The organism is Clostridium saccharoperbutylacetonicum N1-4(HMT), assembly GCF_000340885.1.
GTDB classification, from domain to species: Bacteria; Bacillota; Clostridia; order Clostridiales; family Clostridiaceae; genus Clostridium; species Clostridium saccharoperbutylacetonicum.
In genome coordinates, this window is record NC_020291.1 from 1,536,218 (window position 1) to 1,554,064 (window position 17,847).

The following is a 17,847-nucleotide window of genomic DNA, read 5'->3' on the forward strand; positions in this document are numbered from 1 at the left end:
AGGAAGTGATAATAATGAGTGAATTTGAGAAGTTTAAAACTTTTTCAAAGGAAATACAAAAAGATGGATCCTTTATTCAACAAGATAATATTTTTACAAAGAAATTTGGAGATAAACTAGATGAATGGCCAATTGAACCAAATCGTTATCGTTTGATTTGGATGCCTGCTTGCCCTCATTCTCATAAAGTGGTGATTGTTCTCAAACTTTTAGGTTTAGATAAAGTAATTAGCATAGGAGCAGCAGGACCATATCGCACAGAAAAAGGCTGGGTTTTCAGTTTGGATAAGGATGAAAGAGATCCAATACTTGGAATTCATTATTTAAGTGATATATATGAAAAAGAAAATCCTAATTATCCAGGGCGTCCTACGGTTCCAATTATAGTAGATACGATTACAGGCAAAGGTGTTAATAATGATAATTTTAATTTAACTACTATTTTAGAAACAGCTTGGGCATCTTACCATAAAGAAGATGCGCCAGATTTGTATCCTGTAGAATTAAGAGAAGAAATAGATAAGCTAAATAAAATTATATACAGTGATATAAACACAGGTGTATATAAGGTTGGATTTGCACACACCCAAGGAGCATATGAAAGAGCATATGATAAGTTATTTGAAACTCTAGATAAATTTGAGGAAAGATTAGAAAATCAAAGATATCTCTTTGGAGATAGAATAACAGATTCAGATATTCGCTTATACACAACTCTTGTGAGATTTGATTCAGTATATTATCAAATATTTAGAGCTAATCGAAATAGAATTGTTGATTATAAAAACTTGTGGGATTATGCAAGGGATTTACATCAAACTCCTGGTATAGGTGATACAACAGATTTTGATTTTATTAAAAATAGCTATCATTTATCACCTCATTTAAAAGCTTTGTTTGGAAATATACACAGCTTATTGCCAAAGGGTCCGGATCTATCTGTATGGAATAAACCTCATGGCAGAGATAGATTTTAGTATAAAATAAATTTTGGGCACAAGTAAAGTAATTTTACTTTACTAAGTTTCAAATGCTATATGGAGAGTATAAAAATGGGCTATAAAATACAGAAAACTACAGAGAATATTAATTGGTTAAAAGTTTCAGAATTACTATCTTATTTTGGCTTAAGTGACCTTGATGCTGAAACTCAGCAAAAGGTGTTTGAAAGGAGTTATGCAGTTGTATTTCTCTTTGAGGATGAAGAACTGATAGGATTTGGACGAGCTATTTCAGATGGAATATGTCAAGCTGCAATTTATAATATTGCACTAGATGAAAGATATCAAGGAAAAGGATTAGGGAAAAAAATAATTGATGAGCTTATTGAACAGGTAAAGCAATGTAATATTATTTTATATACACATCCTAAAACAATTGAATTTTATGAAAAATTAGGTTTTTCGAAGATGAAAACTGGAATGGCTATGTATAATAAAGATCATCTTGAAGAACTTAAGAATATGGGATTTATTTGATTGTATCTTTAGTAGAATCAAAGAATTAAAACTGACTAGATAACTGGAGGTTTTGACGTTGCATATTGCAAAGTTCAAAACCTCCAGTTTTTTTATAAAAATAATATGAGGAAGGAAAAGGGCTATGACCATAAAAAAATTAAAGAAATTGATATTATTGTTATTAACTTGCGTGACTACTATTGGGGTATTAGTAGCTTGTGGCAATTCATCAGTACAAAAAAGTAGTACCGAGATAGTAAAAGAAAAACAAAAGATTGTAGCGGCTACCAGTGCATCGCCAGCTCCTTTTATAACCACTGATAGTAATGGTAAGGTGATTGGATATGATACTGAAGTATTGGAAGAAATATTTAGGAGACTTCCTCAATATGAATTAGAAATTCAAAAAACTGAGTTTGCGTCAATTTTTGCTGGACTTGATTCAGGGCGTTTTCAGGTTGGCTTTAATCATTTGGGTTTCAATGCTGAGAGAGCAAAAAAGTATATATATACGGATGAAATGAATTTTGCTAAAAGAGCTATTTTAGTAAGAAGTGATAATTATAATATTAAGTCAATTAAGGATTTAGGAGGACATTCAACAGAAGAGAATGCATCTTCTTTTAACGCAGGCTGGTATAAAAAATACAATGAAAGTCATCCAGATAAACAGGTGACAGTGCAATATGTAGATACAGATAATACAGTGCAGGATGTATCAGATGGTAAAATTGATTTTGATTTTTTTACAAAAATTTCTTTAGAACAACAAATAAAGGATAGAGGTTTAAAAAATTTAAAGTTAATAGATATTCCTAAAGAAGAATTTTCAGAAGGTGGAGCAACTTTCTTCGTGGTTCCAAAAGGACAGGAAGAATTGGCAAAGCAAATGGATGATGCTTTTGAAGCTGCATTGACTGATGGAACAATATTAAAAATTAGTAAGAAGTATTTCAATGGTGAAGATTACACTCCTACATTAGAAGATATTAAGGTAGAGAAGGAAAATCAAAAGACTGCCAAGTAATTACTAAATTTATATGTGAAATGAATTATAGATGATGGTAGGAAAGGAATAGATAATGAATGAAATAGCAAGCAAAAATAAGTTGGGATTTCATGTGGAAATTGATATCAAAGGGAAAGGTGGTCATAGTTCAACACCACATAAAACTCGAAATCCAATTATAATAGGATTTGAGATTATAAATGCGATAAATGCAAAATTGGCTTATCAATTTGATAGCTTTGATGAGTTTACATTAGTTCCAACAGCATTTGAAGCAGGAACAAAGGAAAATATAATTCCAGAAGAAGCTAAGATTATTTATAGAGGTACTTTTGTAAAATCCTCACATTCGAAAATATTATATGATTTGATATCTAGAACTTCAGAGGCTATTAGTTCATTATATGATGCTAATGCTCTGATATCATTTAAAAATTCCTAGTCATAAAAGTTGAATTATATGGAAAAGAATAAGGAGATGAAATATGGTTGAGTAGAAATATTAGAGAAAAAGTACTAGATAATTATGAATATCTAATTGAGGTAAGAAAGCATTTCCATATGTATCCTGAATTGAGTTGTCGAGAATATGGAACAGCAGCATTTATAAAAAAAGAATTAGAGAAGTTTCAGGTATCCTATGAAGTTGCTGGAGAAAATAGTATTGTAGCAATAATAAAAGGAAATGGAGAAGGAAAGACTTTAGCACTTAGAGGAGATATTGATGCTTTACCAATACAGGAAGATACAGGGGCTGAATTTGCATCTAAGAATAAAGGTGTAATGCATGCGTGTGGACATGATTGTCATGCAGCATTTATGTTAGGTACAGCAAAAATATTAAATGAATTGAAAGAATATATTAATGGAACTGTTAAAATTATTTTTCAAGAAGGTGAAGAAATAGGAGTTGGTGCAAGAAACATAATGTCATCTGGACTTCTAAATGATGTTGATAACATAGTGGGATTACATGTGAGTCAGGAATTAGATTTAGGAAAATTTACACTTGGGTATGGGATACAAACATCGTATGGAGCTGGTGCAAAAATAAAGGTTTTAGGAAAGGGTGGGGATATTATAAGTAGTGGAAAATCAGTAAATGCACTAATAGTGATGGGACAAATAGTAACAGCTATTAATGCAGCAGTAGCATATGAATTTCCTAGTAATCAGCAGGTTGTATTAGTGCCTACCATTATAAAAGCTAGAGCAGAAACTAACGTAGTTCCAGATGCGGCAGAAATATCATATAATTTTAGAACTTTAAATATGATAAATTTTGATACCTTAAAAAGGATTTTTGCGAATATTCCTCAAAATATTGCAAGAGCATATGGGGCAGAGGTAGGTATAGAATTATGGGGTCCAGGAGAGGCTGTAAATAATGAAAAAGAAAGTACTGATAGGGCTATCAAAATAATAAAAGATAGTTTTGGAGAAGACTCTATTTTTAGCAGCAAGCCATTTATGGGTGGTGAAGACTTTTCAATTTATCAAAAAACCATACCAGGTGTCTTCGCACATGTAGGTGGGGCAGTAGATGGAGTTTATAGAAATCTACATACTGATAAAACTTTAATTAATGAGGAAGTATTAAAGTATGGGGTTGAGTTTTTAATTAACTATGCATTTGAGTATTTAAGTGAACATGATAAAATAAGTTAAATAAATACAGATTAAGAGGTGATGGTAATGAGTGAACTTCAAAAGGCTTTTTCATATATAGACGCTAAGTCAGAAGAGATGAAGAAATTATGGATTGATATTTCTAAAATAGAGAGTCCATCTGAATATAAGCCTGGTATTGATAAAGTTTCAGAATTACTTGCAGATATTTGTAAGAGAAGTGGGTTAGCTACTAAGATCATAACTTTTGAAAATTCAGGAAATAGTTTAGTGGCAGAAACAGAACATTTTACAGAAAAAAATAATGGTGTGGTTTTAATGGGACATATGGATACTGTCCATAAACTAGGAACCTTTAAAGAACCTATTGTCACGGAAAAGGATGGATTTTTATATGGTCCTGGTGTATTTGATTGTAAAGGTGGATTGATTATAGCAATATTAGTTGTAAATGCATTAAACGCGAGTGGGTACAATAAGAGGCCTATTAAATTGTTTTTTACAGGTGATGAAGAGATAGGACACAGATTTTCAGATAATGGAGAAGTAATAATAAATGAACTAAAAGGTGCTGCTGCTGTTTTTAATTGTGAAAGTGGGCCAATTGATGGAAGATTGGCTGTTGGTAGAAAATCATCGTATGTTTTTGAAATTAATATTAAGGGGATAGCAGCTCATTCTGGTAATGATCCAGATAAGGGTAGAAGTGCAATATTAGAAGCATCGCATAAAATTATTGAATTAGAGAAATTAACGGATATTGATGGAACAGGAACTACAGTTAATTGTGGTGTAATATCAGGTGGGACTGTTTCTAATGCAATACCAGGTAATTGTAAGATAGGTGTTAATATAAGATTTAAAAGTGAAAGCCAAATAGCGACTACAATAAATGCTGTTAAAAAAATTGTAGAGAAATCATATGTTCAAGGAACGCATTCAACAATATCTTCATATAATCAGCCAGAAGCTCCAATGACTCCTAATGATAAAAATATGAAATTATTCAATCATTATGCAGAGGTTTCGGCTTCTTTAGGATACGAAAGAAATGAACCTTATTTTGCAGGTGGTGGATCAGATGCTGTCTTTGCATATAGATTAGGGATACCTGTATTGTGCCAAACTGGAGTTCGTGGAGAAAATCATCATACATTAAGAGAAAAAGCGGAAATTATATCATTAGTACAACGTGCAAAAATATTAACTAAATCAATTATAGAACTTTCAGAGGAATTTAGTTAATTTACAATATAGTAAAATTAACTATCATAGATAAGTTTTAATTAAGAGTGTACATTTCTATTCAAGAAATATTGAAAGGATTTCGATGTTAATTGATAATTGAGAATGGAACATCGATGATATCTCTATAAAAATTATAAGAAGACTTTGAATTAAGCTGACTAGTAAACTAGAGGCATTAGATAAAATTAGTAATAATTTTGTCTGATGTCTCTTTTTTATCATATAAAACCAAGTAAACATATCGTAATAAAAAAAGGGGGATTATAAAATGAAAAAATCAAAATTTATTAAAGCAATTGTAGGAATATTATTATCAACCACGGTATTAGTTGGATGTGGGGGGAATGCTAATGAAAAAGAAACTGACAAATCTGGAGGAGAGCCTAAAACAATAGTAATAGGGACAGGAAATGCTTTCAAGCCTTATTGCTACTTGGATGATAGTGGAAATCTTTCAGGGTATGAAATCGAAGTGCTTAAGGAAATCAATAAAAAGCTACCACAATATAAATTTGAATTTAATCAACTTGAGTTCAAAAACATATTGCTCAGTTTAGAATCAAATAAGGTAGATGTAGGAGCACATCAATTTGAAAAAAATCCAGAGCGTGAATCTAAATATTTATTTGGTACTGAAAGTTATACAAATTTTATTTTAAGAATTACTGTTGGAAAAGATAGAACAGATATAAAGTCAATTAAGGATTTAGAAGGTAAAAAAGTACAAACAAGTGCAGGAAGTAATGATGCGTATATGTTAGAACAATATAACAAAGAACATAACAATGCTATAAATCTTGTTTATACATCAGGACTTGATGCAGCTACTACTATAAAAAATATTGAAGATGGAAGAATAGATGCATTCGTATCAATTAAAAGGATAGTAGATTCTTACAACCAAACCTATGGAGAAAAGCTAAAAACTGTTGGTGATCCTATAGCTACCTCAAATACTTACTATGTATTTAGAAAAGAGGATACAAAATTACAAGGTGAGTTTGATAAAGCGTTAAAAGAATTAAAAGCTGATGGAACTTTGGCAAAAATATCAATCAAAATTTTGGGTGGAGACTATACAACTAATGAATAGAGAAAAAGGAGAGATAAAATGGGAAATTACTTTAATATTAATCTAATATTTCAATATTTGCCTCAATTATTATCTCGCCTTCACATTACATTATTGATTGTACTAAGTGCAACTGCTATTGGATTAATTTTTGGGATTATATTAGCCTTATTTCGAGTATATAACGTACCTGTACTAAATCAAATTTCTATTATTTATATATCATTTATGCGTGGAACACCAATACTTGTACAGATGTTCATAGTATATTATGGATTACCAATGCTATTAATGAAGATAGGGATAAACATAAATAGATGGGATAAATTATATTTCGTTATAATTACTTATGGTCTTAATGCAGCTGCCTTTAAAGCAGAAATGATAAGAGCAGCAATAGTAAATATTCCAATAGGACAAGTTGAAGCGGCATATTCAGTTGGAATGACAAAATTGCAGGCTTTCGCAAGAATAGTTGCACCTCAATCAGTTATTATTATATTGCCAACTCTTGGAATTACATTAGTAGGACTTCTTCAAGATACATCATTGGCTTTTACACTTGGAATAATAGATGTAATGGGAAAGGTTAATGCTATAGCAGCTAATACTTATCGTTCTTTAGAAGGATATGTTTCAGCAGCAATTATTTTCTTTATATTATCTATTTTACTAGAGCAGCTTTTTTCTGGAATAGAGAAAAAGCTGCATATTCAAAAAATATAGTTTGGCAGGTGGAAATATGAGTTTTGATATAAGTTTTATGATTACAGCTTTAAGGGAAGCAATAAAATATATACCTATTACTTTGGTGCTTGCTGCTATACCTCTTATTATAGGAAGTATTATAGGAACATTAATTGCAGTAATTAGAATATATGAGGTTAAAGTTTTGAGTAAGTTAGTGCAGATTTTCGTTGTTATTATAAGAGGAATTCCTCTTGTATTAATACTATATATAGTTTATTTTGAAGTGCCAAAATTGGTTGATATTTTTTCAGCTAAATTTGGTTGGAACTTTCAATCTAAGGATATAAATAGTATTTATATAGCAATTGTAGCAATATCAATTTCTGCTATTGCAAATATCTCAGAAACAATAAGGGCAGGTTTAATCTCAGTAGGCACAGGACAATTTGAAGCAGCTTACTCTGTTGGTTTAAAAAGAAGTCAAACTTTAAGAAGGATTATAATTCCACAAGCATTACCAGTAATAATTCCATCCTTATGTAGTAATTTTATAGGGCTGATTAAAGGGTCCTCTATAGCTTATTTAGTAGCCATAGTGGATATAATGAATGGGGCTTTAATAACAGCGACCGCAAACTATAAGTTTTTAGAGGCTTATATAGCAGCAGCAATTGTATATTGGACATTATGTGTATGTATAGAAAAAGCTTCATTTATTATAGAAAAATATTTGAGAGGTTTTACAATAGGTGAATGTTTATGAAAAAAATAAATATAATAGAATTCTTAAAAACTTATTTATTGACTTTAATATTAATAATTGCTGCATTTATATGTTCATATAGTACATTTTACAGAGAGCATAATGATTCCGAAATAGAAAAAAAGACAGTTAGTAATAAAGCAGTGGATGATTTTGAAAAATATCACTAGTTAAAGAGAGAAGGGATGAAATTTTGATTGAAATAAAGGGGATTCATAAGAAGTTTGGGAAAAATGAAGTCTTAAAGGGGGTTGATATTAAAGTTAATAAAGGGGAAGTAGTAGTAATATTAGGTCCAAGTGGATCAGGGAAAACTACTTTATTAAGGTGTATAAATTTTCTTGAAAAAGCAGATGACGGGCAGCTGGTAGTAGGAAGGAAAATTGTTAATTTTAAAAGTGCAAATAAAAAAGACATCCTAGAAATCAGAAGGCAAACAGCAATGGTTTTTCAATGCTACAACCTCTTTAGTAATAAAACAGCCCTTGAAAATGTAATGGAAGGATTAGTTACTGCAAGGAAAATACCAAAAAAGGAAGCAGAGGAAATAAGCAAGAAGACTTTAGATAAGGTTGGATTAAATGATAAATATAATTTTTATCCATCTCAACTTTCAGGTGGGCAACAGCAGAGAGTTGGAATAGCACGTGCTGTTGCACTTAATCCAGAAGTGATTTTATTTGATGAACCAACCTCAGCATTAGATCCAGAACTTGTAGGAGAAGTACTTTCTGTAATGAAAAATGTTGCAAAAGAAGGAATTACTATGATTGTAGTTACTCATGAGATGTCTTTTGCATCTGATATAGCTAGCAGGGTTATTTTTATGGATGGAGGAGTAATAGTTGAGGAAGGTTCGCCAAATGATATATTTACAAATCCTAAAGAAGAAAGAACTAAACAATTTTTAAAGAGAATACTTCCAGAGTGGAATTACACAATTTAGCTTATTTAAAGTGGTACGTTAGGATGTATATGCAATAATTTTAGGAGTGATTAAAATGACTAGGATAATTGAAAGAAATAGAGAAGAAAGAAAATATTCACTTACTGGAGGAGGTGGGTGCAGTCATAATCTTTCGGGAAGTTTTAAGAAGAGGTGTTTAAAAAATGCAGAAAGAAGTTTTGCACAAACCACTCAATGCCAAGAAATTAATAGTATTCAAGCACTGTTGTCTATGGAAGATGCGGTATTTGTGGTTCATTCTCCAAATGGTTGTGTAGGGTGTGTATCATTTATGAATGATGGATTTAAAGTGGGACAATATCATCGGGGTATTCAGAATATTAGAAACGCTAGATATATTGTCACTAGTTTAGATGAAAAAGATATTGTTTTTGGAGGTGAAGAAAAGCTAACTAAAGCAGTTCTCGATTTAAATTCAAGGTATAATCCCAATATAATATTCATATTTGCTTCATGTGCATCAGGAATAATTGGTGATGATATTGATTCAGTAGCAACAAATTTACAAAATGAAATAGATGCTATTATAGTTCCAATACATTGCGAAGGATTTAAATCAAAAGTTCCTGCAACAGGCTTTGATACAGTATTTAATTCAATAATCAAATATGTATTGAAGGATGATAAACCAGAAAAAGAAAAAGGGTTAATTAATGTTTTTGCAACTACATCTATAGGATATAAGGATCAGCTTGAAATAGAAAAATTATTACATGTATTAGGACTACATGTAAATTACATTCCTTTTTATTCAAGTGTTGAAAAACTTAGAAAAATAGTTAAAGCTGAATATTCAGTAGCTATATGCCAAGTATTTGCAGATGAATTTATGGAATATTTAAAGAATGAATATGATATTCCTTATTCTGTAACTGGCATGCCAATAGGTATAAGAAGTACTGATGACTGGTTTTTATCAGTAGCAAAATTAGTTGGGAAAGAAGATATAGCTCTAAAATATATAGAAGAGCAGCATAAAAAAGTTATTCCAGAAATTACTGAAATTAGAAAGCTTACTGAGGGAAAAAAAGTATTTATATGTGCAGGAACAGGAAGAGGGATTGCAGCGGCAAGTCTAATAGAAGATTTTGGGATGAAGCTTGTTGGTATACAAACACCTACCTATGAGGAAGCTTTTATTGAAAGCTTTGATGAATTAGAAAAAATTCATGGAGGGGATTTTATTATTGATATAGCTAATATGCAGCCTTTTGAGCAGGTTAATCTTGTTAATAAATTAAAACCTGACTTTTTCCTGGGAATGTCTAATTGGGTATCAAAACTCGGAATTCCATCAACACACATCCTTGAAGCTAAGAGACCGACTTTTGGTTATAATGGTTTAATTTATTTAGGAAGAAAAATTCAAAATTCAATTGAAAATCCAGGCTTTAATATTAAGCTTGCAAAACATAAAAAACTTCCTTATAAAGAAACTTGGTATCAAGAAAATGCATTTAAGTATTTAAAGGAGGGGGTGTAAACTAATGCAAAATTACGTGGAAAATCCAAGATCTTTATGTGCGTTAAATGGTGCTATTGGTGTTTTTTCAGCATTAGGTAAAACAATACCTATTCTTCATGCAGGACCAGGTTGTGGGCTTCAAGCTTCAATAGGTGTAAAATCAGGATATGTTGGTGGGGGAACTGGGTGTCCAAGCTCTAATATGTTTGAGAAAGAAGTTGTTTTTGGGGGTATTAATAGATTAAGAGAAACAATAGAAGGAACATTAGAAGTAATGGATGGAGATCTATATGCAGTACTTACAGGTTGTACTTCAGGGATTATAGGTGATGATGTAGAAAATTTGGTAGAAGAATTTAAAAAGAAAGATATTCCAATAGCTTATATTGAGACCTCTGGCTTTAAAGGAGATTCTTATTTTGGATATGAAGTTTCTTTAACTGAACTTGTGAAGCAATTTGTAGAAAAAAGTTCTGAAAAAGAAGCAAAAACAGTAAACATTTTTGGAATAGTGCCAACTCAAGATATAACCTGGAAAGGGAATATTGAAGAAATTACAAGAATATTAAAAAGACTCGGATTAAAAGTAAATACGTTTTTTACTGAAAATCAAGGTATAGAAAATATAAAAGCATCTTCAAAAGCTAGTTTAAATATAGTGTTTTCTCCTTGGCTTTTAAAAGAGTTATCAGATATTTATAAAAATGAATTTGATATAGATACTTTTAGATATGAAGGGCTTCCAATTGGGCCGACAGCTACATCAGATTTTATAAAGAGATTAGCTAAGCATATTCCAATAGATGAAGAACTTGTTTTAAGTGTTATAAAAGAAGAAGAGGACTATGTTTATAGTTATTATGAGTATATTAATGTAATGCTAAAAACATATCGGTTTATAATTGTGGGTGATTCAAATGTGGTATTAGGGTTAAATAGATTTTTGGTTAACGACTATGGACAAATTCCTTTAATTTCAATAATTACTGATGATGTGCCAAAAGAAAATAGAGAAGAAATAGAAAATGAATTAAATAATTTAGAATATGCACGAAAACCTCAAATAATTTTTGAAAATGATAAATGGAAAATAGGTGAGATTATACGAGAGGCTCAAGATGAAGCAACTTTAATTTTAGGAAGTAGCTTTGAAAAAGAAATAGGAATCGAACTTGATATTTTTACAGTAACAGTATCTAATCCATCGACAGAAGCACTTATTCTTAATAAGGGCTATGCAGGATATAAAGGATGTTTAACTTTTCTTGAAGATCTGTATAACAATAATTAGGCATATTCAAAAAATAATAGACCAGTATGCTCGTCTATTTTGCGTCTTTGACTATTATTTTCTTTTATGTGCCTTAACAATAAAATAATATGAAAGAAGGATAAATATGAGTGAAGCAATTGAAAAATCAATAAAGTATGTAGAAGAATCAAAATTAGGGTTATTAATAACAGTAGATGAAAATAGAGTGCCTTTTATTAGAACTATTGGAGCCTTTTCAAATGAAGGAGCAAATATATATTTTTTAACAGGAAAAGAAGCTGACAAAGTGAAGCATATAAATTCAAATCCAATAGTAACTTTTTATTTTGAGCAGGAAGGGCAACCTTATGAAAGCTTTAAAAGTGTCTCAATAATTGGAGATGCATCGAAAGTAACTGAAAAAGATGAATTAGATAAAGCTATTGAAGCAATAAGTGTGCGTTATCCTGTAATAAAAGATAAGGTATCAAATGGAGAATTTCAAGAGTCAGCAATTTATGTGGTTAAGGCAAAAGCTATAAAGTTAGCTGATTATACGCAATCACCTAGAGAACAGCTAATTAAATTATAAGTTGATTAATAAAATAAATATAAATAATTTAAGATATGGAGGAATTATAAGTGGCTATAGATTTAAAAATATCTGCAGTTGGGACAAGAGAAAGTCGTTTGGGCTCTATTACAGGATATAATGGTGATCTCCATGATATCGTAAATAAATCCCAATGTGGAACGTTAAAAAATAAGGAGAGATGTTTTAGTCAATCAAGCTCGTGCAATGCAATGTGTGCCTTAGGGCAATTATCAGGAATAAGAGATGTAGCAATAATAAATCATGCACCATCAGGATGTACAGCAGTTGCATCAGGTGTAAATGTAAATAATAATCAGTTGGCAACCAAAAGAGGTATTTCAAATAATACTGTATTTTTGGGAACAGATATGGATGAAAATGATACTGTATTTGGGGCTACTGGAAGCCTCAAAGAAATAATATTAGAAACTTACAATAGATATAAACCAAAAGCTATATTCATAGGTACATCGTGTGTATCAGGAATAATTGGTGAAGATGTTGACAGTGTAGTTGAAGAAGTTAAAAAAGAACTTCCAGAAGATATTCCGGTGGCAGCTGTTCATTGTGAAGGTTTTAGATCAAGAATATGGGCAACAGGATTTGATGCATCAGACCATGCAGTTTTAAGCAGTATAGTAAAACCACCAAAAGAGAAAACTAATAAAATTAATTTTAAGAATTTCTATGAAAGTGAAAGAAAACAAATTATTGATATATTTAGTAATTTTGGAGTTGAACCAGTATTTTTTTATCAAAATTCTACAGTAGAAGAATTGGAACACCTTTCAGAAGCACTTGCAACAGTAAGTATATGTGGAGTTCTTGGCTCATATTTAGGGAATGGATTAGAGCAGCAATATGGAGTTCCATATGTAAAAACCATTAATCCATTAGGAGTAGCTGGTTTTGAAACTTGGCTCAGAGGAATAGGAGTAGCAATTGGTAAAGAAAAAGAAGTAGAAGCTTATATTGAAAGGGAAAGAGCAATTTACATTCCTAAAATAGAAGAAGTTAAAAAAGAGCTTAAGGGATTAAAAGCTGTACTAGGAATGGGACCAGGATACACATATGAAGTATCACGGGTTCTCCAAGAATTAGGAATGGAAGTTGTATGGGCTGCTTCATGGCATCATGATAAACTTCATGATAATGATGAGATGCCAGCACCGCTTAAATATTTAAGTGAAAATTCCACATCTAACTTTAAAGTTAGTGTAGCAGACCAACAAAATTTTGAAATATTAAATATAATAAACCATTATAAACCAGATATATATTTTTCTCGTCATCCAGGGACTACAGTTTGGGCAATTAAGCAGGGCGCAGCAGCGTTATGTGTTAATGATGAATATATGATTTTTGGATATAAGGGTACTCTTGATTTTGCTTATACAGTTTTAGATACAATTAAAAACAGAAGTTTTGAAAAAAATTTAGCAGCTAGAGTTAAACTTCCTTATACAGAATGGTGGTACAAACAAGAAAATTCAACGTTCTTACTAGAGGAGGCAAAATAAAAATGGCTAAAATATTAGATCAACCAAGATATAAATGCGCTTTGGCAGCAATGCAGACTGTGCAATCAATAGACGGTGCTATACCAATATTACATGCAGGCCCAGGATGTGGTGCTAAACTTGGAGGAGGTGCAGGAAACTCAGGACATTTTTCTCACAATATCTTTCCATGTACAAATATAAGTGAAAAAGAAGTAGTTTTTGGTGGAGAAAAAAAATTAAGAGAAATAGTAGAGAACTCGCTAAAGGTAATAGATGCTGAACTTTATGTAGTATTAACAAGCTGTACATCAGAGGTTATTGGTGATGATGCAGAAGAAATTGCACGTTCTTTTAGAGAAAAGGGAAAGCCAGTAATATTTTCATCTACACCTGGATTTAAAGGAAATAATTATTTAGGTCATGAATGGGTAATTGACGCTATTATAGATCAATACTTAGAGTCAAGTGATGAAAAGATAAAAGGACTTGTTAATATTTGGGCAGGAATTCCTTTGCACGATCCATTTTGGTTAGGAAATTTGAGAGAATTAGAAAAGCTAATAGAACAATTAGGCTTAATACCAAATACTATATTTGGACATGATAGAGGAATTAAAAATTTAAAAAGAGTTCCTAAAGCTGAATTTAATCTCTTAGTTTCACCTTGGCTTGGATTAAATAATGTTAAAAAACTTGAAAGTAAATTTGGAACTCCTTATCTTCATTATCCAGTACTACCAATAGGGGCAGCAGAGACAAGTAAGTTTTTACGAGCAGTTGGAGAGTTTGCTAAAATTGATAAGAAAAAAGTAGAGGAAATTATAGAGAAGCAGGAAAAAGAATACTATTACTATATAGAAAGATTTGCAGATGTATTCCTAGAAACTCGTGTAATGGCAAAACGTTTTGTTGTGGTTTCAGATTCTCAATATTCTCTTGCAATAACAAAATTTTTAGTTAATGATTTAGGATTATTTCCGGCTAAACAATATATTATTGATGATGCTCCAGAAAAATATAGGAAATCTATAGAAGGTTATTTTAAAGAATTAAATTATGATATAGAAGCGGAAGTTGAATTCTCTGTTGATGGGTATAAAATTCATGATGAAATAAGAAATACAGATTATCATGGGTATCCCTTAATATTAGGCAGTTCCTGGGAAAAGAAAGTGGCAAAACAAACAGATGCTCATTATTTGTCTATTTCATGGCCAATAAATGAAAGATTGGTTATAAATAGCTCATATGTAGGATATGCAGGAGGACTTAAACTTTTAGAAGATATTTATTCTGTGGTTCTTACTAGATTTAATTAAAGAATCAAAATTTAGATAGAGAATATGTTTCTAATAAAACAGAGGCATATTCTTTTTTCATAAGAGAATCATAGAATTTATTAAAATTATTTGATAAGAAAGGAAGGATATTATGAGTTATGAAAAAAGCATTTTTGAAAAGACCAAAAAGGAAGATTACTTGAGAGAAGCAATTGCTATAGCTGCATTTATTGAAACAAGAAGGGTAACTACTTCTAATGGGATTTATTGGTCTCTTGAGGATGCAAGTAAAGGAAAAGATATATATTATGATGAAATATGTTTATATGCTGGAAGCTCAGGAATAATTCACTATTTACTTCAATTGTGGAAGGTAACAAGTGATAAGAAATATTTAGAGGCATGTAAGGAAGCAGCAAGCTATATTTTATATCGTTGGAAAAATAATCAAGAGTTGGGGAAGAATTTTTCAAAGTGGGCATTTTCTACTGGTTATTCAGGAGTAGGCTACGTAATTCTAGAATTGTACAATGTAACAAAAGATATAAATTATATGAATTTAGTAGTAGAAATAATAGAAAAAATAATAAAAGAAGCAAAACCAGCTGTAAATGGAAATGGATTTTATTGGTCAACTGCATATAAAGGTATTGTAGGAGATTCAGGAACTTTATTATTTTTACTATATGCAGCAGATAAACTTAATCAAAGTAAGTGGAAAGAGTTTGCTATAATAGCAGGCAAGTCCTTTTTATCGGAAAGTAAAAAATATGATAAAGGTGGTAGATATTATATAGGGATTGATCCTGCTTATTTTGGCTTTACAGAGGATTATATTGATCCGAATTTTCCTATGGGAACAGCTGGAATAGGCTATACTCTTTTAAGATTATATGAAGAAAGCGGAGATAAAAGTTTTCTTCAAGCTGTAGAAGGTCTTCAAGAATTTTATGAAGCTATCGCTTTAGAAGATGGAGATGGAGCATTAATGCCATACTCACTTCCAAATGTACGGAATCTGTTCTATTTAGGATATTGTCATGGACCAGTTGGTACTGCTCGCTTTTTTTATAAATTATATAAGATAACAAATGACCCTAAAAGTATCCAATGGCACGATAAACTAATTAATGGGATAATTAAAACTGGAGCACCAGAAAAGCACTCGCCAGGTTATTGGTATACTCACAATCAATGTTGTGGTACATCAGGAATGACGAATCTCTTTTTAGGTGTTTGGGCTGAAAATGGAGAAAAGAAATATTTGGAATATGCTATACGTACTGGGGAACAACTTCTTGGATATGCATATCATTCTTATGAAAACAATGAATTGCAAACAAAATGGTATCAGGCAATAGATAGAGTAAGTCCTGATAGAGTAAGCACAGCTATTGGGTTATATAATGGAGCAGCAGGTATAGGTTGGGCATTACTTCAGCTATATTTAGCTGAAGAAGGTAAATTTCAGGTAGCACGAGCTTTAGATGATCCGTATCCATTATATAGGTAGAAATATATATGAGAAAATTTGAATAATAACTTTGAAAATAATATTGACAAACCTTAAAAAAGTATATATACTTTAATTCATAGTAAACTTATATGAATAATCTAGATAAAAATAAATCTGACTGGATAACCAGAGGATATACTTCTAAAATGCATTAGAAGTATGTCTTCTTTTTTTTATATAAATTAATATTTTTTAGGTTTGTTTGTTGAATTAATTAAAAAATATAAAAAGGGGCTATGTAAAATGAAGAAAAGAAAGTTTGTAAAATTATTAAGTATCATTATGGTAGTTACGCTTGGAATAACAGGGTGCTCAACGAGTAGCAATTCTGGAAAAATTGATGACAAGCAAAAAACAGCAGGGACTGGCGATTCAGTGGATTTAAGTAAAGTCACACTGAGATTTGGGGAAGTTGGATGGTCTCAATATCAATCGGAATTAAAAGCAGCAGGACTTGATAATACGCCATATAAGGTTGAGTATAATACCTTCCAAGGTGGAAATTTATGTCTTCAAGCAATGGCAGCAGATCAAATAGATTTAACTGGATCAAGTGAGACTCCTCCTGTTTTTGCAGCAGAATCTCAAAATCAAGGTAATTTCAAGATAGTTGCAGTTAATCATGGAAGTACTTTGCTACAAGAATTAGTTGTACCAAAGGATTCACCAATAAAAACCGTTGCAGATTTAAAAGGTAAAAAAGTAGGATATATAAATGCTACAACAGCACAATATTTTTTAATAAAGATGTTGGAAAAAGTTGGACTTAAATGGTCAGATGTTGATGCTAAACAAATGTCAACAGCAGATGGTGTTACGGCTTTAGCTGGAGGGCAGATAGATGCTTTTGCAAGTTATGGAAATTCTATAATTGCAGCTCATAAAAATGGTGCAATTACGCTTCAAAGTGCACAAGATATTTTATCAGGATATTTTCCTTATGAGGCTTCTGTTACAGCTTTAAAGGATTCAGGAAAAAAAGCTGCAATTATTGATTATTTAGCGAGAGTAGAAAAAGCAAATCAATGGAAAAGAGATAATGCTGAAGCATGGGCAAAAATATCAGCAAAACCACAAGGCTTTTCAGAAGAAGATGGCTTAGACGTATTTAAAAAACAAGAGGCACAAACTAAGAGTCAAGTGATTTTGGTTGATGATAAAGTTATAGCATCCCAGCAGGACTTATCAAATGTATTTAATTCAGTAGGTCTTATAAAAAATAAACAAGATGTTAAAAATTTTTATACTAATGAGCTTAATGACGAGCTAAAGAAAGCTTTGAGTAAATAAAGCATTATTTCTAAGTAAAATCATTTTATGTGCAAGGCTTTTTATAAATACAATAAGATATTTATAAAAAACTTGCACATTATTTAAAATTATAATTATCTTCAATGAG

Annotated in this window: 18 protein-coding genes; all 18 read left to right on the forward strand. The window is 31.1% G+C overall.

The features are described 5' to 3' along the window. The first annotated feature begins 14 nt into the window (after positions 1 to 14). The 18 genes from CSPA_RS06850 (at position 15) to CSPA_RS06930 (ending at position 17,738) form a co-directional block, all read left to right on the forward strand. Positions 15 to 977, forward strand: coding sequence for a glutathione S-transferase C-terminal domain-containing protein (locus CSPA_RS06850; RefSeq protein ID WP_015391493.1), 963 nt, complete (start codon positions 15 to 17; stop codon positions 975 to 977). Between the two features lie 75 nt (positions 978 to 1,052). Further along, entirely contained in the window at positions 1,053 to 1,478 is a 426-nt protein-coding gene (locus CSPA_RS06855; protein WP_015391494.1) for a GNAT family N-acetyltransferase, read from the forward strand. A 124-nt stretch (positions 1,479 to 1,602) separates the two neighbouring features. After that, entirely contained in the window at positions 1,603 to 2,487 is an 885-nt protein-coding gene (locus tag CSPA_RS06860; protein ID WP_015391495.1) for a transporter substrate-binding domain-containing protein, read from the forward strand. Positions 2,488 to 2,542: 55 nt separating this feature from the next. After that, positions 2,543 to 2,911: a peptidase dimerization domain-containing protein gene (locus CSPA_RS06865; protein WP_015391496.1), complete on the forward strand. Its 369-nt coding sequence runs from the start codon at positions 2,543 to 2,545 to the stop codon at positions 2,909 to 2,911. A gap of 47 nt (positions 2,912 to 2,958) precedes the next feature. After that, positions 2,959 to 4,137, forward strand: a complete 1,179-nt coding sequence (locus tag CSPA_RS06870) for a M20 metallopeptidase family protein (protein ID WP_015391497.1) — start codon at positions 2,959 to 2,961, stop codon at positions 4,135 to 4,137. Between the two features lie 27 nt (positions 4,138 to 4,164). After that, a complete protein-coding gene (locus CSPA_RS06875) occupies positions 4,165 to 5,343 on the forward strand; it encodes a M20/M25/M40 family metallo-hydrolase (RefSeq protein ID WP_015391498.1) in 1,179 nt (392 codons plus the stop codon). Between the two features lie 271 nt (positions 5,344 to 5,614). Next, positions 5,615 to 6,439, forward strand: coding sequence for a transporter substrate-binding domain-containing protein (locus tag CSPA_RS06880; RefSeq protein ID WP_015391499.1), 825 nt, complete (start codon positions 5,615 to 5,617; stop codon positions 6,437 to 6,439). Positions 6,440 to 6,457: 18 nt separating this feature from the next. After that, entirely contained in the window at positions 6,458 to 7,144 is a 687-nt protein-coding gene (locus tag CSPA_RS06885) for an amino acid ABC transporter permease (protein WP_015391500.1), read from the forward strand. A 16-nt stretch (positions 7,145 to 7,160) separates the two neighbouring features. Further along, positions 7,161 to 7,871, forward strand: coding sequence for an amino acid ABC transporter permease (locus CSPA_RS06890; RefSeq protein WP_015391501.1), 711 nt, complete (start codon positions 7,161 to 7,163; stop codon positions 7,869 to 7,871). Continuing rightward, positions 7,868 to 8,041, forward strand: a complete 174-nt coding sequence (locus tag CSPA_RS30010) for a hypothetical protein (protein WP_015391502.1) — start codon at positions 7,868 to 7,870, stop codon at positions 8,039 to 8,041. Before CSPA_RS06890 ends, CSPA_RS30010 begins: the two co-directional genes overlap by 4 nt. A gap of 23 nt (positions 8,042 to 8,064) precedes the next feature. Continuing rightward, positions 8,065 to 8,817: an amino acid ABC transporter ATP-binding protein gene (locus CSPA_RS06895; RefSeq protein ID WP_015391503.1), complete on the forward strand. Its 753-nt coding sequence runs from the start codon at positions 8,065 to 8,067 to the stop codon at positions 8,815 to 8,817. 55 nt (positions 8,818 to 8,872) lie between these two features. After that, complete coding sequence (locus CSPA_RS06900) at positions 8,873 to 10,321, forward strand: nitrogenase component 1 (protein ID WP_015391504.1); 1,449 nt, start codon at positions 8,873 to 8,875, stop codon at positions 10,319 to 10,321. A gap of 4 nt (positions 10,322 to 10,325) precedes the next feature. After that, entirely contained in the window at positions 10,326 to 11,594 is a 1,269-nt protein-coding gene (locus CSPA_RS06905; protein WP_015391505.1) for a nitrogenase component 1, read from the forward strand. Positions 11,595 to 11,700: 106 nt separating this feature from the next. Further along, positions 11,701 to 12,147, forward strand: coding sequence for a pyridoxamine 5'-phosphate oxidase family protein (locus CSPA_RS06910; RefSeq protein ID WP_015391506.1), 447 nt, complete (start codon positions 11,701 to 11,703; stop codon positions 12,145 to 12,147). 50 nt (positions 12,148 to 12,197) lie between these two features. Beyond that, the gene (locus CSPA_RS06915; RefSeq protein WP_015391507.1) at positions 12,198 to 13,670 is read left to right on the forward strand and encodes a nitrogenase component 1; all 1,473 of its coding nucleotides are present in this window, start codon (positions 12,198 to 12,200) and stop codon (positions 13,668 to 13,670) included. Between the two features lie 2 nt (positions 13,671 to 13,672). Then, entirely contained in the window at positions 13,673 to 14,971 is a 1,299-nt protein-coding gene (locus tag CSPA_RS06920) for a nitrogenase component 1 (RefSeq protein WP_015391508.1), read from the forward strand. Positions 14,972 to 15,083: 112 nt separating this feature from the next. Continuing rightward, positions 15,084 to 16,445, forward strand: a complete 1,362-nt coding sequence (locus CSPA_RS06925; protein ID WP_015391509.1) for a lanthionine synthetase LanC family protein — start codon at positions 15,084 to 15,086, stop codon at positions 16,443 to 16,445. Positions 16,446 to 16,691: 246 nt separating this feature from the next. After that, positions 16,692 to 17,738 (forward strand): ABC transporter substrate-binding protein, encoded by a 1,047-nt coding sequence (locus tag CSPA_RS06930; RefSeq protein WP_015391510.1) that lies wholly within the window; start codon positions 16,692 to 16,694, stop codon positions 17,736 to 17,738. Positions 17,739 to 17,847 lie beyond the last annotated feature (109 nt).

What these genes read in the sequence shown, in the direction of transcription:
- CSPA_RS06925 (WP_015391509.1), top strand. Translation starts at nt 15,084, where the DNA reads ATGAGTTATGAAAAAAGCATTTTTGAAAAGACCAAAAAGGAAGATTAC.
- CSPA_RS06920 (WP_015391508.1), top strand. Translation starts at nt 13,673, where the DNA reads ATGGCTAAAATATTAGATCAACCAAGATATAAATGCGCTTTGGCAGCA.
- CSPA_RS06885 (WP_015391500.1), top strand. Translation starts at nt 6,458, where the DNA reads ATGGGAAATTACTTTAATATTAATCTAATATTTCAATATTTGCCTCAA.
- CSPA_RS06865 (WP_015391496.1), top strand. Translation starts at nt 2,543, where the DNA reads ATGAATGAAATAGCAAGCAAAAATAAGTTGGGATTTCATGTGGAAATT.
- CSPA_RS06930 (WP_015391510.1), top strand. Translation starts at nt 16,692, where the DNA reads ATGAAGAAAAGAAAGTTTGTAAAATTATTAAGTATCATTATGGTAGTT.
- CSPA_RS06860 (WP_015391495.1), top strand. Translation starts at nt 1,603, where the DNA reads ATGACCATAAAAAAATTAAAGAAATTGATATTATTGTTATTAACTTGC.
- CSPA_RS06900 (WP_015391504.1), top strand. Translation starts at nt 8,873, where the DNA reads ATGACTAGGATAATTGAAAGAAATAGAGAAGAAAGAAAATATTCACTT.
- CSPA_RS30010 (WP_015391502.1), top strand. Translation starts at nt 7,868, where the DNA reads ATGAAAAAAATAAATATAATAGAATTCTTAAAAACTTATTTATTGACT.
- CSPA_RS06905 (WP_015391505.1), top strand. Translation starts at nt 10,326, where the DNA reads ATGCAAAATTACGTGGAAAATCCAAGATCTTTATGTGCGTTAAATGGT.
- CSPA_RS06910 (WP_015391506.1), top strand. Translation starts at nt 11,701, where the DNA reads ATGAGTGAAGCAATTGAAAAATCAATAAAGTATGTAGAAGAATCAAAA.
- CSPA_RS06880 (WP_015391499.1), top strand. Translation starts at nt 5,615, where the DNA reads ATGAAAAAATCAAAATTTATTAAAGCAATTGTAGGAATATTATTATCA.
- CSPA_RS06890 (WP_015391501.1), top strand. Translation starts at nt 7,161, where the DNA reads ATGAGTTTTGATATAAGTTTTATGATTACAGCTTTAAGGGAAGCAATA.
- CSPA_RS06875 (WP_015391498.1), top strand. Translation starts at nt 4,165, where the DNA reads ATGAGTGAACTTCAAAAGGCTTTTTCATATATAGACGCTAAGTCAGAA.
- CSPA_RS06850 (WP_015391493.1), top strand. Translation starts at nt 15, where the DNA reads ATGAGTGAATTTGAGAAGTTTAAAACTTTTTCAAAGGAAATACAAAAA.
- CSPA_RS06855 (WP_015391494.1), top strand. Translation starts at nt 1,053, where the DNA reads ATGGGCTATAAAATACAGAAAACTACAGAGAATATTAATTGGTTAAAA.